Raw genomic sequence first — 16,605 nt, 5'->3', positions numbered from 1 at the left:
TACCGATTGATTTCAATATAATTTACTTTATCATTCGTGTTTTATTTATTATACAACGAGAATATTGTCGAACGTTCGGTTTTTACTCATTATTTCCGAACGATAGAGAGGATTCGCTTCCATGATCCTGTCTTGTTATAATCAGCATGACAAAAAACAGCGAAGAGGATGAGCAAGCATCCCTCGCTGTTTCATTGGAGGCATATTTATGAGGTTGCATAAAGGTGAAACGCTTTTTCGGCAGGGAGAATCAGGACCTCTCTATCATCTCAAAAGCGGATTGCTGAAAATCCTGCGCGTGCATGAAGATGGAAGCACCATTTTGGTGAATATCATCGTCCCTGATGAGATCATCCCGCATCACTCTCTCATCAGTCCGAATCCATACTACGGAACAGCGGTCGCGCTTGTGACCTGCGAGGTTGATGTTTTGCCCGAGAGCGAGTGGTATCCCACTTTGCAGCAAAACCCGGAGAAATGCCTTGCCATCGCCAAGCAGCTACAAGACAAGCTGCGGATGATGCAGCAGCGAATCGACCAGTTGACAGAGGTGACTCCCGCCAAAAAGCTGGAGAAGCTGGAGCGCTGGTTTCAAGCCTATATCGCGCCAACGACATTGACCGATGTATTGACGCAAGACGAGATCGGGCAATTGATCGGGCTGAGGCGCGAGACCGTCAACCGTCTGCTGCGGGCACAGGTTGCTGCAGCGAGCAACCCTCCGCCTACAAAGTAGCGGCCGGACCGAAAAATTCCCAATGAATGTCGGACTCCGCTACTCCGCATTGCAACAGGAGTCCTTTCATCGCACTCATGAACGGTACTGGTCCGCAGAGATAGAATCTGGCGTTGGTCGTCGCCAGCACTTCTTTTAGCCAGCCAAGGTCGATATAGCCCTCTTTATGGTAGGCTTTCCTTTCTCGATCTTGCACTGTCGGTTCTGTGTACGCCCAAAATACCGAGACTTGTTCGTGCTTCTGTGCCAACTCTTCTATTTTATCTTTCATTGCATGCACATTTCCGTTATGCGCAGAGTGAATGAAGGTTGCTTGATGGCTCGGATTTTTCTCCAAAAGGGTATGCAGCATGCTGACCATCGGCGTCAATCCGACCCCGCCGCTCAAGAACACCATCGGACGGCTTTCGTTCAAATCCAGCGTAAACACGCCTGCCGGAGCAGACAGCCAAAGCACGTCTCCTTCCTCTACCTGCTTATGCAGATAAGTCGATACCTTGCCCTCCGGCTGATTCGCTTGCCCGTCCTCGCGCTTCACGGAGATCCGGTAATACGGTTTGCCTGGCGCGTCTGACAAGCTGTACTGGCGGATGTGGACATTCTTCTCGCCCGGGATCTCCATTCTTACACTCACGTACTGTCCGGGTTCGAACTTCGCAATCTTGTTGCCGTCCTGCGGAACGAGATAGAACGAGGTGATGACGTCGCTCTCTGTGACCTTTTTCTCTACGCGGAAGGGGCGAAATCCTTCCCAGCCTCCCTCCTGCTGCTCCGCTTTCTCATATAAATCCGCCTCCACACTGATGAAGGCATCCGCGATCACCCCGTACGCTTCGGCCCACGCCTGAATAATCTCATCTGTCGCAGCCTCTCCCAATACGTCCTTGATCGCTGCCAAAAGATTCTCTCCTACGATCGGATAATGCTCGGGCTTGATCCCCAAGCTGCGGTGTTTATGGCCAATCTCCTTCACAACGGGGAGAATCGTTTCCAATTGGTCGATGTGTTTGGCTGCGGCGTAGACGGCGTTAGCCAAAGCAGTCTGTTGGCGTCCTTTCTTTTGATTTGCGTGGTTAAAGATATTCAGCAGCTCTGGATGATTCGCAAACATCATTTGATAGAATCGTTTTGTAATATCGGTACCGTGCACTTCCAACACAGGGACTGTAGATTGAATGATTTGGATGGTTTCTTGGCGTAACATGGGGCCTTCCTCCTCTTTTTGTACCTGAACTTGAATCCTTGCATTCAGTATAGAAAAGAGGAGGCGTCCCTACTGTGATTGGAATCACACGAAAACAGAACGATTTGTGAATAAGAAACTGTCCGGGCATGCCTTCCAAAATAATAAATTTTTGTGAATTCCCTTTCTTTTTGGTAACATTTCCATTCCCAACGAGGTACTACTTGTTGAGCCCATTTTTGGTGTCCGGTACTGATACGTGTGGAGTCATGAAACTGTCTTCACAGGAGGCGAAAAAAATGGAAGAGGACCATATCGAGAAAGAAGGGGCACCCCGTGAAGTGTCAGGACATTGAGAAATACATCGTTCCTTATGTTGACAATGAGATTTCCAGGGAACTGCGGTTGATCGTCGAAGCACATTTGCAAGCATGCCCGCCATGTAAGCAACGAGTAGATAGACTCCAAGCTAAGCCCGCAGCAGCTCAAGAGACCACCTCCTCCTTGCCGCCCAGAAGCTCGCGCCGTCGTCGGAAAAGGAAGGACTGGCGAAAGTGGACAGTTGCGACAGTAGCCACTCTATTGATCGCATTGTTGATAGGAACGTCATTCCTAACCCGTCTCGGAGAGGATCTGGGGCTGAAAAAGGCTGCTGAACAATGGTTTTCTACACCTGTACATGCTTCTGTCACGGACCAGGGGATTACGCTCAAGATCATGGACATTCTGGCAGACCCGACTCGGGCGGTCGTCACCTATGTGTTGGTCGATGATCAGGGGGACATTTTGCCCGACTTGTATTTCGAGACATCAGGACCCAATCAACTCTATGTAACCGATGAAAAAGGAGAAAAAATCGCCGAGGGTGCTCGCTTCCAACGGGATGAGCAATATGCCGATCTAACCTTTTCGCTTCGCAACCCGCCCAATCATATTGTCGTTCACATGGACGTCAAACAGTACGGGGCCATGGAGATCAAACCCGTTCAATGGAGTTTGAAAATACCCGTCGATATTGAAAAAACCATGGCTGCGAGCAAAACCATTCCGATCCATCAGTCTTTTACTACACCGGAGGGGCTGAACCTGCATGCAAAACAGGTGACGTATGCCCCAAGCGCTACTCGCCTGGAAATCGAAACACAGTGGACGGGGGAAGCAAAGGAACGCATCCAAAAGCAAGCACGTGAACGGCTGCAAATGGATCCGGATGAATCATTTCTGCACGACCTGCTCTCCCATAAAATCTCGTATCATATGGAAGATGAACAAGGTCAGATTTATGCGGATATGGTACCGGGTTCGGTCAACCAGACAAAAACGGTGTCACTGACAGAATACACAGTGGAAAACGATGCAGACAAACAAGGGTGGTACGGTTCGTTCGTTCCGTATGAAGGGAAGGGAAAGCTGTTTTTGGTGCTGGAAGAGATCATGGTGAATGAGCCGGCTGACATCTCACTCACCTTTGACCCCAAAAAGCTGTCTCGGCAGCCGTTTCGGCAGCAAATCGGGGATAACACCTACACCCTCTCTCCTCTTGTGCAAGAGACCATGGCAGGGACGGGGGAAAAGGTCTGGAAGATGGAGCTGGATATCGTAGGCACAACTACCAGCTGGCCGAAATGGTTCCTGCGGGATGACAAGGGGCGCTCCTATCCCGTCGCAATCGACTACCAGCGCTCGCCCATCGAAGGCTCCAGTGCGGGTGCCCATGTAAAGGAAACGCTCCTGATCAAGCAGCTTGACCAGCTGCCTTCACAATTAACACTCCTGATGCAGACACAAAAAAAGACCTATGACAACTTCCAATGGCGAGTGGAAATCCCGCCCGCTCCTTGAGTTTTACGCACAAAAAGCAGGCCCATCGTAAAGGAAGGGCCTGCTTCTCTTCTCTATTCGTTTCTCCGTTAACCTCGGATGGCCGTCATCCAGCGCCGCGCTTCTTCTGTCAGCCCTGTCCAATCCTCGACTTCGATCAAATCCTTGCGCAGCAGGGCGCTTCCGGCACCTACGGCATTGGCTCCTGCGTCGAGGTAGGCTTTCGCCGTATCGAGCGTGATGCCGCCGGTGCACATGATCGGAATATGAGATAAGGGACCCTTGACGTCTTTGATGAAAGAAGGCCCCAGCACCGATGCCGGGAACAGCTTGATCATTGCTGCTCCCAGGTTTGCAGCACGAAGCATTTCACTTGGGGTAAAAACTCCGGGAATCACCGGTATTCCCTGATCTGCTGCATATCGCACCACGTTCTCGTCAAGTACAGGGGCCACGATAAATTGCGCGCCTGCCTCTATTGCACGGCGGCAATCCTCTACATCCAGGACTGTTCCGGCGCCGACCAGCGCCCGATCACCGAACAAATCGATTGACTCACTTATGATTGCTTCCGCCCGCTCTGTTTCCATCGTAATTTCTACGGCTTCGATCCCGCCGTCCAGAAGCGCCTGCACGATTTTCTTGCTTTTGTCGTAAGGGATTTTACGCAAAACAGGGACCAGCGATACTTCCCTTAGCCTCTCGATTGCCATTCCCTTCCTCCTCTCTGGCCCGCTCAACGCTCGATCACTTCTCGCGTGCCCAGAAATCCCTCTACTTCCTCCAGGTATGGCAGCCCTTCATTGTCCCCGTGTACCTGCACAACCATCGCTCCGATCGCGTTGGCAAATTCCAGGGTCCTATCTATTGGCCATTGATGGATCATACCGTACAAAAACCCAGCGTCAAAGCCATCTCCAGCTCCTACCGTGTCCACCACTTTCTGAACAGGGAAACCGGGGTAATGCACCCACGTTCCATTCACCAACGCGTACGACCCTCTATCCCCGTCTTTCATCACGACGTGCTGGAACGAATACGATTGGAGAGTTTGAAGCAATGCCTGCTCCTCGGCAGTATCGAACAGAAGCTCCAGTTCTTCACGTCCAGCCAGCAAGTAATCCACATAAGGCAGATAGGACAGAATCGTCTCCCTCGCTTCCTCCTTGGACCACAGGCGCAAGCGGATATTGGGATCGAACGACACTTTTACTCCGTGACGCTGCGCCAGTTGCAAAGCTCGCAGAATGACGGCGCGGTTGTTCTCCTGAATTGCCGGAAATACGCCCGTGACGTGCAAAATCTTGGTGTCTGCGATATAGTCCTCGGGCAACAAATCAGGCGTCAAGGTCTCCGTCGGGGATTTTTGCCGGTAGTAGAATGTACGACCCGCCCCCGATTCCTTTACTTCTTTGAAATTGACGGAAGTAGCATAGCCCTCCATCATTTTAACTTCGGAAATGTCAATTCCCTCGCCGCGTACTGTGTTCACGATGTGCCGCCCGAACTCGTCTTTGCCCAGACGGCTGATCCAACCGGCTTTTAATCCCAATCTCGCGCAGCCCAATATCACATTCAGCTCCGCGCCACCAATTTTGCGTTCAAACTGATTGACGAACCGCAGCGGACCCCTGCTCTGGGGATCAAAGGTAATCATGCCATCCCCGATTGTGATGATATCCATCAAGGCTCCTCTTCCTTTCTTGGTGTCCGACTTATCTGCTCATCCATCCACCGTCTACTACCAACACATGGCCATTGACGTAATCGGATGCTTTGGAAGCCAGGAACAAGGCCGCTCCCGTCAAATCTTCCGGCAATCCCCAGCGCCCCGCTGGAATTCGCTCCAGAATGGCCTGATTGCGCTTGCTGTCATTGCGGATTGCTTCTGTATTGTTGGTATCGATATAGCCAGGTGCGATGGCGTTTACCTGTACGCCTTTTGCGGCCCATTCATTCGCCAGGGATTTGGTCAATCCGGCCACCCCGTGCTTGCTCGCTGTATAAGCTGGTACGAAGATTCCGCCCTGGAATGACAAGAGGGAGGCAATGTTGATGATTTTTCCTGCCCCGCGCTCGACCATGCCACGTCCAATTTCCTGTGAAAGGATGAATACGGCATTCAGGTTAACGTTGACCACGCGCATCCACTCTTGTTCGCTGTAATCCACAGCAGGCTCGCGATAGACGATCCCGGCGTTGTTGACCAAAATATCGATTTGATGTTTTTCCAGCAGAGGTTTGATCTGAGTGCGAATCTGGTCTACCTGGCTCAAATCGATCAGCACGGTTTCATACGTTCCGCCCACTTCTTCGATCTTCGCCTTGGTCTCATGCAGATTATCGCGGTGACCCAATAGCAGGACATGGGCTCCTGCAGCAGCCAAACCGACCGAGATGGCTTGCCCGATCCCTGTGCGCGCCCCTGTCACCAGTGCGGTTTTGCCTTTAAGTGAGAACAAATCCAGTACGTATTGCATCTAGCATCCCTCCATTTTCCGTTATCTGTCTGATGAAAATTGATACATGACCTTGACTGCGTCGGTATGGCTCGTCAACAATTCAAAGCCTTTCTTTGCCTCTTCCGGCGGCAGCGTATGGGTGATGATCCTTTCAAAATCACGCTGCTGCACCAGAAGCTGTGCCGCCAATTCGAAGTCCTTGTCGGTATAGACACGGACAAAGCGCATCGTCAGCTCCTTGAACATGCCTTGCAGCAAATGAACCTCTGCCGGCTTTTTATAAGCAGCGACAATGACGATGTTGCCGCGTACCTTCACGATCTCAGTCAGCAGCGGCAAGACCGAATGATGACCCGCACAGTCAAACACAAAGTCGCTACCTGTCCCCTTCGTCTGGGCGAGGATGATCTCCCGGACATTTTCTTGCTGCGGATGAATCGTAGAAAAACCGAGTTCTCTGGCTTTTTGCAAACGCAGCTCGTTGGTCTCCACAATCGTCACTTGCGAAGCCCCCGAACTTCTCAGAGCCAAGGCGACGCAAAGTCCGATCGTACCCGCCCCAAAAACGACTGCATGATCACCCGGTATATACCCTCCCTGTCTCACCGCGTGCATGGCGACAGCCACCGGCTCGACCAGTGCTCCCATTGCAAACGACAGACCTTCCGGAAGTGGAACTACGCGTTCGACCGGAGCAGCTGCATACTCCGCCATGCCTCCGTCACAGTCGATTCCGACCAGTTTCAACGATTCGCACACATGGCTTTGTCCAGTCGTACACGGAATGCATGTGCCGCAAGTAAGCAAGGGGTTGATTGTGACAGGCGTCCCCTCGGGTAATGTGGGATGACCGGACACGATGGTTCCGGAACATTCATGCCCCATCACCAAAGGCGCTTTGGCTCGTGGATGGCTCCCCGCATAAATATTCAAATCGGTTCCACAGATACCGACATGGGAGATCTTGATCAAGGCCCATCCTTGAGGTACTGTCGGCATTTCGATTTCTCGCAAGGAAACGGTTTGCGGCGTTTCGAAGACAATGGCTTTCATCTGAACACTTCCTTGAAATGGTTTCCTGGACTTCTATAGCCCCAGCAGCTTCGGAATGAACAACGACAATTGCGGGATGTACGTAATCAGCATCAGGACCACGACCGTCACGGCGAAGAAAGGAAGAAGCGGACGGACGACGTGCTCAATTCGCAGATTGGCCACCTTCGTACCCACGAACAAGACGGGACCGACTGGAGGTGTGATCGTCCCAATGGACAGGTTAAAGACCACCATGATTCCAAAATGAACCGGATCGATGCCGAAGCTTTGTGCAATCGGCCAAAAGATCGGGGTAAAGATCAGCACTGCCGGTGTCGGGTCCATAAACGTCCCTACAATCAACAGCACGATATTCATAATCAGTAGAATAATAAAAATGTTGTCAGTGAGCCCAAGCAAACCGCTGGCAATCATGTTCGGAATGTTGGTGAACGCCATCACCCACGACATAATGGAAGAAACACCGATCAAAAAAATCACAATCGCTGTGGTTTTGGTCGATTCCAGCAAAATTCGTGGCAAATCCTTCAGCTTGATGGTCCGATAGAAAAATGACAGCAGCAAGGAGTACACGACGGCGATGGCTGAACCTTCCGTTGCTGTGAAGACCCCGCCGATGATCCCGCCGATGACGATCACGATCAGCAACAGGCTGGGAATCGCATCCCAGAATACACGCAAGGCCTGCATGAGCGTGACTCCACCCTCGCTCTTGTAGCCAAACTTCTTTGCGAGGAAAAAAGCGACGATCATGCAGCCAAGTCCCCATAAAATACCCGGGATGTATCCGCCCATAAACAGGGCGGCAATCGAGGTTCCGCCACTAACCAGTGAATACACGATCAGCGTGTTGCTCGGCGGGATCAGCATTCCCGTCGGGGCAGAGGCAATATTGACCGCTGCACTGAACTCTCTTCTGTACCCTTCCTTTTCCTGCAACGGTGTCATCGTCCCGCCGACGGCTGCCGCTGCTGCGACAGCCGAACCGCTGATGGAACCAAACAGCATGTTGGCGACGATATTCGTGTGGGCGAGGGAACCCGGCAATCTGCCGCTGAGCACCTTGGCACAATTGACCAGCCGGATGGCTATCCCTCCGTTGTTCATAATCACCCCGGCCAGGATGAAACCAGCTAATATTTTGTCAAGAGTATCCTTATTATTTTCTTTGAAGTTGTGCTATATTGTTGAAAAGCATGCAAAATAACCTCTCTAAAGGGAGAGGTTATGGAAATTCATTCCATTACGCTGACTGAAAGTCAGCCTTATAAGGTTCGCTTCTCGTTAAAATGCAGTATATCCAGCGAATTAGCTTATTCACACAAGCAATCACAACCTGTTTGTGGGGCTTTCCTTCCCCCTTTTTCACGTCATAATACTCACGTAATCGCTGATTTACTGAGCTTTGTAAGAGACACCCCTTTCGTCTTCTTACTCCGCATTGTACAGCTTGGTACAGCGCTCTTCGCAAGCGTTTGGAACCCCGTTTGGTAATTCGGTTTGTGCTTGCTGTGAACTTTCCGGAGGATGTGACACTTGGGTCAACCCCAGCGAATGCGACCAATTTCTTTGCGTGGTCAAACCGTTCGATTTCCCCAATTTCGGCCAGGATTGTGGCAGCAATCTTGTTTCCCACGCCGGGAATCGAACGGAGTAGATCATATTCTTTTTTTTCTTCAGCCAGGGCATCTATTTGTTTTTCAAGCTTGGATAGATGCTCCTGGTATTGAAGTAGCAACGTGATGAACATACGTAAACTAAGCACATAACTCTCATGGACCCCTTCTTGAAAGGGGCTTTTTTCTGCCGCTGCCATCATATCTATTGCCTTTTCCTTTGCCCACTTCGGTGACCGTCCACGAACAAGCTTTGTGTTCATACACTCCGCTAGCTTGTCCACTCCTGCCGTTTTTACCGCCCCTGGTGTTGAATACATTTCCAACACTCCCAATGATACCGTTGAATACAAATCCCCAAACACACCTTCATACGTGGGAAAGACCTGGTCTAGGACAGCCCGAAATTGCAATTTTGTCTGAACATACATATCCGTCATTGCCTCATGTTGTCTCGTGAGATGACGTAAATGAAGCCAGTGCGTTTCCTGCTTTTGGTACGGTTCAAACTCCTCTTTGTAATAAAGTTCTCCTAAATGAACCGCGTCCAATTTATCGGTCTTCACTTTTCTTAGGTGCGTTTTCTTAGCCCGCTGGGCTAATAAGGGATTAAGGATATACAGGTCATAATTTTTCTCCTCTGCCCACTCTACAATGGGAAGGTGGTAGTGACCTGTAGCCTCAAGAATAATTGCTGGACGACAACCGCTGTCCTTTTCTACTTCCTTTAGCCTTCCATGAAGCCATTCCAAATCTGTTATGGTATGCGAAAAACGAAATCCTTTTCCGTATAATTTGTTCCGATCCAGAAAGATCTGTGCTTGGCTTTCTCCTTTTGCCACATCGATTCCTACAACTGGATTCACGTTCTTCCTTCCCCTCACTTCTTTTACCGGCAGCCCCTTTAGCACTTGTATGCCATAGCTTCGCATGTGATACGGGATCTTGTCCCAACCAGCCCAAACATAGTTGTACAAGTAGGGGGTGAACAGTTTCCTCCACGGGTTTTTCCCAAAAAGGGGATCGTTCTACCCGGCTACCAATAGAGTAAAGCCATTTCCATGAAAAATGGCCAGCCAGTTTTTTCTGGCTGACCTCATAATACGAAAAAGGGGATAGCCAAGAGGGCGAACGAGTTCATCCCTGTAAACATGCGTTGGGCGGAAGTCAGCAAGGCATTGTCCGCTTCCAGTATGGAGAACATCGCCAGGACCGAGGCAATCCCTACACTGACACTGATCGGGGCCCCAATCACCAGCAGGATCGCTACTCCGAAAAACAAAATCATCGCAGCCTGAACAGCAACGTCCATATATGTTTAACTCCCTTCCTGCACCTGGTGCTGCCCGGCTTTATTCTGTGTCAGAACCTGATACACATTGTGGATGCAATAAAAGATCGTGAAGCACCCGCTGATCGGCAATGCTGCGTACAGATACCCGACCGGTATTTGCAAAGCCGCGGACAGCTGTGTCCAGGCCAGGCTCGTCGCTTTGAACCCGCCAACCAACAGAACAAGTGCTGCAAATACGATGATCACGACCTGGATCAAAACTTCCGACCCTTTCTTCATGCCGGCAGGGAACTTGTCTTTTACAAATTCGATGGCCATATGCCCGTTTTCTCCAAATACATAGGCGGACCCAAACAAAACCAGCCAGACAAAGCAGTATTTTGCCAATTCTTCGGAAATAACGCTCGGATCGTTGAATACGAAGCGGGTTACCACTTGCCAAGTTACCAGCAGAACGAGAAAGCCAAACAGTGCAATACAAAACGCAGCCAGAATTTTGTCTAATCCCTTTTTCAAAGCTCCCATCCCAATCACTCCATCCCTTATTGGGCTGCTTTTCTCACCTTTTCATACAAAGCTTTGGTGTTGTCTGTGGTCAGTTTTTCTTCCAGCAACGGTTTTACAGCGTCTTGGAAAATCTTGATATCAGGCTGATTAAACTTGGCTCCTGCAGCTTCTGCCGTTTGTTTGGCTGTCGCTACATCGGCTTCCCACAGCTCTACCTCTTTATCGATGGCTTTCGCAAACTCTTCTTTGAAAATGGCCTGCTCTTCTTCAGTCATGCCATTGAGCAATTTGGTGTTGATGATCAAATAGTCTGGAATCATCAGATGCTGCGTGTAGGAATAGTATGGCGCAATTTCGACATGCTTGAGGTTGGTATAGATCAACTCGTTGTTTTCTCCGCCATCCAGGACGCCGGATTGAATCGCGGTGTACACTTCCCCTTGACCCATAGGCGTTCCTGTACCACCCATGAGACCCATCATCTTGATATTGGTATCGCTTTCGATAATGCGAATTTTCAGGCCAGCCAGGTCCTGCGGCGTCTCAATCGGCTTTGTTTTGTTGTACACATTGCGGATTCCGCTGTGGAATGCACCCAAGACCGTCATTCCCTTGTCCTCCGTAGACTTGTACAGGTCACCGACTACCTCCGGATTATTCAGTACGGACATCTGGTGATCCTTGGAGTCAAAGACATAGGGAAGATTGAACACCACGAAATCAGGATTGAAGTTTTCCATCAGACTGCCCGCCACAATGGACATAGCAATTGTGCCGGATTGCACCAGCTCAATCGTTTCGCGTTGGGCTCCGAGCAATTCATTCGGGTAAACTTCTACGGCGTATTTGCCATTGGTTCGCTCTTTCAGCTTTTCTCCAAACTCTTTCATCGCTTTAAATTGCGGGTGGTTCTCCGGTTGGTTGAAAGCTACTTTCAGCACTTGGGCATTGCCAGAGCCAGAGTTGGCAGCAGTGCCGCCGTTGCTGCTGTTGCCGCTGCCGCAGGCCGACAGCACAGAAAAAGCAAGGAAAGCGGTTACACATACAGCGATAGAGCGGAATGATTTTTTCATGTTTCAAAACCCCTTATCTATTTTTTATTTGATTCACGGGATAGTGGACAGCTTCCCCGCGCAAAAAGCGAACCGCTTCCTCGGCCACTTTCCGTTTCAACTCCTGTGCAGCCTGCTCGGAATACCAAGCCATATGCGGAGTGCAAAAGAAGTTGTGATGGCGAAGCAAGGGAGAATCAATCGGCAACGGCTCCACCTCAGCCACATCCACAGCTGCTCCCGCGATCCATTTTTCTGAAAGCGCCTTGTCCAGGGCTGTTTCGTCGATGATGCCCCCGCGTGATACGTTGATCAAGTACGAGGTTGGCTTCATTTTGCGCAGCTCTGCCTCGCCAATCAGATTGCGGGCATGGTCGAGTGGACAGTGGATCGAGACTACATCTGATACCGACAACAGTTCATCGAGCTCGACCAGTTCCATGTACGAAGGGATGCTTCGATTCGACTTTTCACTGATTCGGGGATCATAGCCGATCACTTTGCAGCCGAGCGCGTTTACCTTGTTGGCAAACGAGGTTCCAATGCGACCGACGCCGATTACACCAACGGTCTGCTCGCTGTGGCGGAAGATCGGGATGCTCGTCTGATAATTCCAGTTGCCTTTACGAACCTCATCCGTCATCCGAGAAATTTTGCGTGTCATGGAGAGCATCAGGGCCAACGCATGGTCGGCCACCTCGTTCGTCCCGTAATCTGGCACGTTGCAAATCTGTACGCCGCGGCGAGTGGCTGCCTCCAGATCGACATTGTTGACCCCTACCCCGTAGCGTACGACCAGCTTCAGTGCCGGGAGACTTTTCATGACCCGGTCGGTGATCGGCGCATACTGGTTCAATAAAACGGCAGCGCCTTGTCCTTCGCGAATGACATCATCCTCCGTCTTGCATTGCTTGAGGACAAAAGGGACAATCGCCTCGTCCAGAACTCTGCTCTCGATTTCTATATCTTCATGATCGCAGTCCGTAATGATTACCTGTTGAACAGACATGTCTCTCTCACCCACCTATCGCAAATCCTTCATCGCTACGTGGTCCATATCGTCGAAGTCTTGATTCTCTCCGCACATGCCCCAGATGAAGGTATAGTTGCGAGTTCCGATCCCGGCATGGATGGACCAGCTTGGCGACAGGACCGCCTGTTCATTGCTCATCACGATGTGACGGGTTTCATCGGGCTTGCCCATCATGTGGAAGACGCGCGTGTCTTCTGCCATATCGAAGTAAAAATAGACTTCCATCCGGCGCTCATGCGTGTGGCATGGCATGGTATTCCAACCGCTGCCTTCCTCCAGAACTGTCATGCCCATGCTCAACTGGCAAGACTGCAAGACATCAGGATGTATGAATTGATAAATCGTCCGTTTGTTCATTGTGGCATTGTCCCCCAAAGGACGAGCCAATGCTTTTTGTCGATTGATCCTCACCGTCGGATAGCTCGTATGGGCCGGACAAGAATTCAGGTAAAACTTCGCTGGACGAGACGGGTCTTTCGAGGCAAACACTACTTCCTTGGTCCCGCGGCCGATGTAGATACCTTCCTTTTCGCGGATCTCATGCACTTCTCCATCGCAAGTGATCGTGCCGTCGCCGCCGACATTGATGACGCCCAGCTCCCGGCGCTCGAGAAAATATTTGGCTGCCAGCTCTTTTCCGGCATCCAATGACAGCGCTTTCTCTACCGGCATGGCGCCGCCGTATATGATCCGGTCAACGTGACTGTACGTTAACGTGATCTCGTCAGCTGCGAATACGGTTTCCATTACAAATTCCTCGCGAAGCTTCTCGGTTGTGTACGTTTTGACGTCCTCCGGATGGTGAGCATAAACAATTTTCACTCGGTATCAACTCCTCTTTGTGGTGAAAATCAATCTGTGGGGTTCACATGTGAACAAGCATTGTTTGTATGAATAATTTTCGGTTCCGCATTGTAGAACAATGTTCCATAAATATATTACAACGAACTGCGGGAATATTTCAATACATCATTCCCAAATTCTTTTAACTTGCCCGATTTATCAGACGAATCGCTGATCCGCTCGGCTTTCCTCGGTTTACAAAGCCAGTTCATTCCACTATGATAAAAATGGAACAGCATTTCAAAAGGGTGATTTTGGAAAATCGATTGGGGATTCATGTGTGGGATAGAAGCATTCATTGAGAAGGAGAACGTTCATGTCAAATGTGCAATCTTTAGAACGAGCACTTACACTCTTAAATGTCTTGTCGGAGTATCCAGAAGGCATCCAAATTACCCGTTTATCCGAACAAGTCGGACTGTCCAAAAGCACGACGCATCGCCTCTTGGCCACACTTGTACACATGAATTACGTCGTCAAGGATGAGGAGACGGAGAAGTACAAGCTGGGCTTTCAGCTCATCTATTTATCGCGAAATATCCTGAACAGCATAGATGTCATCCAGATCGCTAGGCCATTTCTGGAGAAGCTCTGCCACGATGTGAATGAGACGATCCACTTGTGCATCGACGACAATGGCGAAGTGATGTATATCGACAAGATCGAAAGCAATCAGACGATTCGCATGTTCTCCCGGATTGGCAGCCGGGCTCCCATGTACTGTACAGGGGTTGGGAAAGTCTTGCTCTCCGGGATGAGCGAAGAGACCTACCGCAAAGTGGTTTCCGGGATTGATTTCGTAGCCAGGACCGCCAAGACGATTACATCAGCTGATGCACTTGCCGAAGAAGTCGCGCTCGTGAAAAATCAGGGGTACGCTCTGGACAATATTGAAAACGAAGAGGGCATCCGCTGTATCGCAGCTCCAATCTTTGATTTTCAAGGAAAGATCATCGCCAGCTTCAGCATCTCCGGCCCAAGCAATCGGATCACGATGGAGCGCGTACAGGATGAACTGGTCAGAAGAATCCGCGAAACCTCGCAGGAGATTTCCCGGCAGCTTGGCTATCGGGTCTAGCTTGCGTACTGGGTCCCGAACATGCAAAAATGCCTTCCGTCGTTCGGCGGAAGGCTTTCTTCGCGTTTACGTTCCAAACCAGAAGCTCTCATACGGAGCCGGTTCCTGTATTTTCACACCCAATTGCTTTGCAGCCGTACGCGGCCAATACGGATCTCGCAACAATTCTCTGCCTATCGCTACCAGATCGGCCCGACCGTTTTGCAAGATTTCCTCCGCCTGAATTCCCTGTGTGATCAAACCCACTGCTGCCGTAGCAATATGAGCTTCACGTCGGATCATCTCTGCGTAGGGAGTTTGGTAGCCCGGATAGACCCTCGGACTTTCCAGCAAGAGTCCTCCGCTACTGCATACGACCATGTCTACATCCTGCTGTTTCATCCATGCGGCGAATTGCACGTAGTCCCGGATGCTATTTCCCTGCTCGCTGTACTCGTTTGCAGAAACCCGAACGAACAATGGCCCGCTCCAGACACTCCGCACCTCATCGATGATTTCCCGCAAAAACTGATACCTCCCCTCTCTTGATCCACCGTACCGATCCCCCCTGGTATTCGTAAGCGGGGAAAGAAAGTCATTGATCAGATAGCCGTGAGCAGCGTGAATCTCCAACACATCAAAACCAGCTTTTGCTGCCCGGATTGCTGCTTGCCCAAACCCCGCTACCGTTTCACGTATTTCTTCAGGAGTCAACGCTTTCGTAGCTCTGCCCTTGTACGGCAATCCCGAGGAAGATCGCGGTTCCCCCTCCATCACTCGTTTGCGTCCTGCATGCCAGAGCTGAATTCCTGCTTTTGAGCCGTTCTCATGCAGGATCCGCACCAGATGGCGCATCGGCGGAATCTGATCATCGCACCACAGTCCGAGATTGCTGGGATAATCCCTGCCTTCCTCCAATACGGCGGTCGCCTCCAAGATAATCAGACCCACCTGTCCCATCGCCCTTGCTCCATAATGAAGCATATGCCACTCGGTGGCCTTGCCGTCTTCTTCAGCAGCCAACGTCCCCATCGGTGACATGACAATCCTGTTTTTCAGTTCGACTCCCTTTATCGTCATCGGCGTAAATAGCAGACTCATCGTTCACGCACCCTTTCTTCCGGCTTTTGCAAAATATTTTCTTTGCTCAATTGACCCTTATTTTATAAGATGACTACAAGGTTTTACATGAGATAACAACGGAATAAAGGATCAAACAAATTGGTTTTCAAGTTATTTTAACTATAAAAAATTGAAAACAAAGGTGGTGTGTGAGCGTGGATAAAGTCGATAAGCATATCCTGCTCCTTCTGCAAAACCAGGGCACTTTCGATGACAGAATTGGGCAAAATCGTCGGGCTTTCTCAACCAGCCGTGACGGAAAGAGTGCGCCGACTGGAGGAAAAGGGTGCCATCTCCGAGTATCGCGCCGTCGTTTCCCCGGAAAAAATCAAATTGGACGAACTTGTCGCAATCCTTGCTGTGAAAAAGCAGATAGGCAGTCACATGCAATCGATGCCATCTACCACGTATTGGAAAATATTCAAGACTCGCAGATCATCCTTGTCGTAGACCCGCCGGACAACGTAATTGGCTGGGGTCATTATCAATACGTGACGAAAGAGCACCAGCCTGATCCTCAGGGAGAGGTTGTCTTTATCTTCTCTGCCATCATCAAGCAGGAGTTTCGCAGCAGCCGTCTGTTTTTGCAGGGCTTCCGATACATGGTGGAGCAGATACAAGCGGAGAACAGCCAGGTAAAGCAGGTGCGATTTTTCGCCCAATCGGAGAATACGTACCTGAATCGCCTGTATGCCAAATTTGCCTCTATCGTCGGGGAACGAGAAGGCGATCATGGGCATGAACATATTTATGCGACCGATTTTGCCCACTTGAGGGACTATCTAGAGATGAAAAAAAGCCCGCGCGCAGGCGGGCTGTGAAT

At 50.4% G+C, this 16,605-nt stretch carries 16 protein-coding genes and 2 pseudogenes; 5 read left to right on the top strand and 13 right to left on the bottom strand.

The annotated features are described in order from the left end of the window. The first annotated feature begins 208 nt into the window (after nt 1-208). Nucleotides 209-736 carry a Crp/Fnr family transcriptional regulator gene (locus T458_RS52630; protein WP_023559174.1) on the top strand — a complete coding sequence of 176 codons (528 nt, stop codon included), beginning with the start codon at nt 209-211 and terminating at the stop codon, nt 734-736. Here T458_RS52630 and hmpA read toward each other — a convergent pair. Beyond that, nucleotides 726-1,940 (bottom strand): NO-inducible flavohemoprotein, encoded by a 1,215-nt coding sequence (gene hmpA, locus T458_RS52625; RefSeq protein WP_023559173.1) that lies wholly within the window; start codon nt 1,938-1,940, stop codon nt 726-728. The two genes, T458_RS52630 and hmpA, sit on opposite strands and share 11 nt — an antisense overlap. Before the next feature lie 315 nt (nt 1,941-2,255). On the opposite strand from hmpA, the gene T458_RS52620 reads away from it, so the two are divergent. After that, complete coding sequence (locus T458_RS52620; protein WP_023559172.1) at nt 2,256-3,761, top strand: zf-HC2 domain-containing protein; 1,506 nt, start codon at nt 2,256-2,258, stop codon at nt 3,759-3,761. A 68-nt stretch (nt 3,762-3,829) separates the two neighbouring features. On the opposite strand, the gene T458_RS52615 is transcribed toward T458_RS52620, so the two are convergent. The 11 genes and pseudogenes from T458_RS52615 to kduI form a co-directional block, all read right to left on the bottom strand. After that, nucleotides 3,830-4,453, bottom strand: coding sequence for a bifunctional 4-hydroxy-2-oxoglutarate aldolase/2-dehydro-3-deoxy-phosphogluconate aldolase (locus T458_RS52615; RefSeq protein WP_031306235.1), 624 nt, complete (start codon nt 4,451-4,453; stop codon nt 3,830-3,832). Nucleotides 4,454-4,476: 23 nt separating this feature from the next. Beyond that, a complete protein-coding gene (locus tag T458_RS52610; RefSeq protein WP_023559170.1) occupies nt 4,477-5,424 on the bottom strand; it encodes a sugar kinase in 948 nt (315 codons plus the stop codon). Nucleotides 5,425-5,455: 31 nt separating this feature from the next. Beyond that, complete coding sequence (gene kduD, locus T458_RS52605; protein WP_023559169.1) at nt 5,456-6,220, bottom strand: 2-dehydro-3-deoxy-D-gluconate 5-dehydrogenase KduD; 765 nt, start codon at nt 6,218-6,220, stop codon at nt 5,456-5,458. A 21-nt stretch (nt 6,221-6,241) separates the two neighbouring features. Beyond that, entirely contained in the window at nt 6,242-7,255 is a 1,014-nt protein-coding gene (locus tag T458_RS52600) for a zinc-dependent alcohol dehydrogenase (RefSeq protein ID WP_023559168.1), read from the bottom strand. Between the two features lie 33 nt (nt 7,256-7,288). Continuing rightward, nucleotides 7,289-8,386: pseudogene (locus T458_RS52595) on the bottom strand (TRAP transporter large permease); the annotation flags it as partial. Nucleotides 8,387-8,501: 115 nt separating this feature from the next. After that, nucleotides 8,502-9,740 (bottom strand): IS110 family RNA-guided transposase, encoded by a 1,239-nt coding sequence (locus T458_RS52590; protein ID WP_031305278.1) that lies wholly within the window; start codon nt 9,738-9,740, stop codon nt 8,502-8,504. Between the two features lie 230 nt (nt 9,741-9,970). Further along, nucleotides 9,971-10,186 carry a TRAP transporter large permease subunit gene (locus tag T458_RS52585; protein ID WP_023559166.1) on the bottom strand — a complete coding sequence of 72 codons (216 nt, stop codon included), beginning with the start codon at nt 10,184-10,186 and terminating at the stop codon, nt 9,971-9,973. A 6-nt stretch (nt 10,187-10,192) separates the two neighbouring features. Then, the gene (locus tag T458_RS52580; RefSeq protein WP_023559165.1) at nt 10,193-10,693 is read right to left on the bottom strand and encodes a TRAP transporter small permease; all 501 of its coding nucleotides are present in this window, start codon (nt 10,691-10,693) and stop codon (nt 10,193-10,195) included. A gap of 17 nt (nt 10,694-10,710) precedes the next feature. Beyond that, nucleotides 10,711-11,748, bottom strand: coding sequence for a TRAP transporter substrate-binding protein (locus T458_RS52575; RefSeq protein ID WP_023559164.1), 1,038 nt, complete (start codon nt 11,746-11,748; stop codon nt 10,711-10,713). 13 nt (nt 11,749-11,761) lie between these two features. Continuing rightward, on the bottom strand, nt 11,762-12,736 hold the full coding sequence (locus tag T458_RS52570) for a C-terminal binding protein (RefSeq protein ID WP_023559163.1): 975 nt from the start codon (nt 12,734-12,736) through the stop codon (nt 11,762-11,764). A 15-nt stretch (nt 12,737-12,751) separates the two neighbouring features. Continuing rightward, nucleotides 12,752-13,582, bottom strand: a complete 831-nt coding sequence (kduI, locus tag T458_RS52565) for a 5-dehydro-4-deoxy-D-glucuronate isomerase (RefSeq protein WP_023559162.1) — start codon at nt 13,580-13,582, stop codon at nt 12,752-12,754. A 337-nt stretch (nt 13,583-13,919) separates the two neighbouring features. On the opposite strand from kduI, the gene T458_RS52560 reads away from it, so the two are divergent. Continuing rightward, a complete protein-coding gene (locus T458_RS52560; RefSeq protein WP_023559161.1) occupies nt 13,920-14,681 on the top strand; it encodes an IclR family transcriptional regulator in 762 nt (253 codons plus the stop codon). 66 nt (nt 14,682-14,747) lie between these two features. On the opposite strand, the gene namA is transcribed toward T458_RS52560, so the two are convergent. Beyond that, a complete protein-coding gene (gene namA, locus T458_RS52555) occupies nt 14,748-15,761 on the bottom strand; it encodes an NADPH dehydrogenase NamA (RefSeq protein WP_023559160.1) in 1,014 nt (337 codons plus the stop codon). Between the two features lie 176 nt (nt 15,762-15,937). Here namA and T458_RS57985 point away from each other — a divergent pair. Both T458_RS57985 and T458_RS57980 read left to right on the top strand, forming a co-directional pair. Continuing rightward, a pseudogene (locus T458_RS57985) lies at nt 15,938-16,112 on the top strand (AsnC family transcriptional regulator); the annotation flags it as partial. Nucleotides 16,113-16,273: 161 nt separating this feature from the next. Next, nucleotides 16,274-16,603, top strand: coding sequence for a hypothetical protein (locus T458_RS57980; protein ID WP_216087487.1), 330 nt, complete (start codon nt 16,274-16,276; stop codon nt 16,601-16,603). Nucleotides 16,604-16,605 lie beyond the last annotated feature (2 nt).

This window comes from Brevibacillus panacihumi W25 (assembly GCF_000503775.1).
Taxonomy (GTDB): Bacteria; Bacillota; Bacilli; order Brevibacillales; family Brevibacillaceae; genus Brevibacillus; species Brevibacillus panacihumi_A.
Note: the sequence above shows the minus strand (reverse complement) of the source record. Positions and strands in the feature narration are given on the sequence as shown.

Coding starts and splice junctions, on each gene's coding strand:
- T458_RS52570 (WP_023559163.1), bottom strand. CDS start 12,736: ATGTCTGTTCAACAGGTAATCATTACGGACTGCGATCATGAAGATATA.
- T458_RS52630 (WP_023559174.1), top strand. CDS start 209: ATGAGGTTGCATAAAGGTGAAACGCTTTTTCGGCAGGGAGAATCAGGA.
- T458_RS52585 (WP_023559166.1), bottom strand. CDS start 10,186: ATGGACGTTGCTGTTCAGGCTGCGATGATTTTGTTTTTCGGAGTAGCG.
- namA (WP_023559160.1), bottom strand. CDS start 15,761: ATGAGTCTGCTATTTACGCCGATGACGATAAAGGGAGTCGAACTGAAA.
- T458_RS52610 (WP_023559170.1), bottom strand. CDS start 5,424: ATGGATATCATCACAATCGGGGATGGCATGATTACCTTTGATCCCCAG.
- kduD (WP_023559169.1), bottom strand. CDS start 6,220: ATGCAATACGTACTGGATTTGTTCTCACTTAAAGGCAAAACCGCACTG.
- T458_RS52575 (WP_023559164.1), bottom strand. CDS start 11,748: ATGAAAAAATCATTCCGCTCTATCGCTGTATGTGTAACCGCTTTCCTT.
- hmpA (WP_023559173.1), bottom strand. CDS start 1,940: ATGTTACGCCAAGAAACCATCCAAATCATTCAATCTACAGTCCCTGTG.
- T458_RS52600 (WP_023559168.1), bottom strand. CDS start 7,255: ATGAAAGCCATTGTCTTCGAAACGCCGCAAACCGTTTCCTTGCGAGAA.
- T458_RS52560 (WP_023559161.1), top strand. CDS start 13,920: ATGTCAAATGTGCAATCTTTAGAACGAGCACTTACACTCTTAAATGTC.
- T458_RS52580 (WP_023559165.1), bottom strand. CDS start 10,693: ATGGGAGCTTTGAAAAAGGGATTAGACAAAATTCTGGCTGCGTTTTGT.
- T458_RS52615 (WP_031306235.1), bottom strand. CDS start 4,453: ATGGCAATCGAGAGGCTAAGGGAAGTATCGCTGGTCCCTGTTTTGCGT.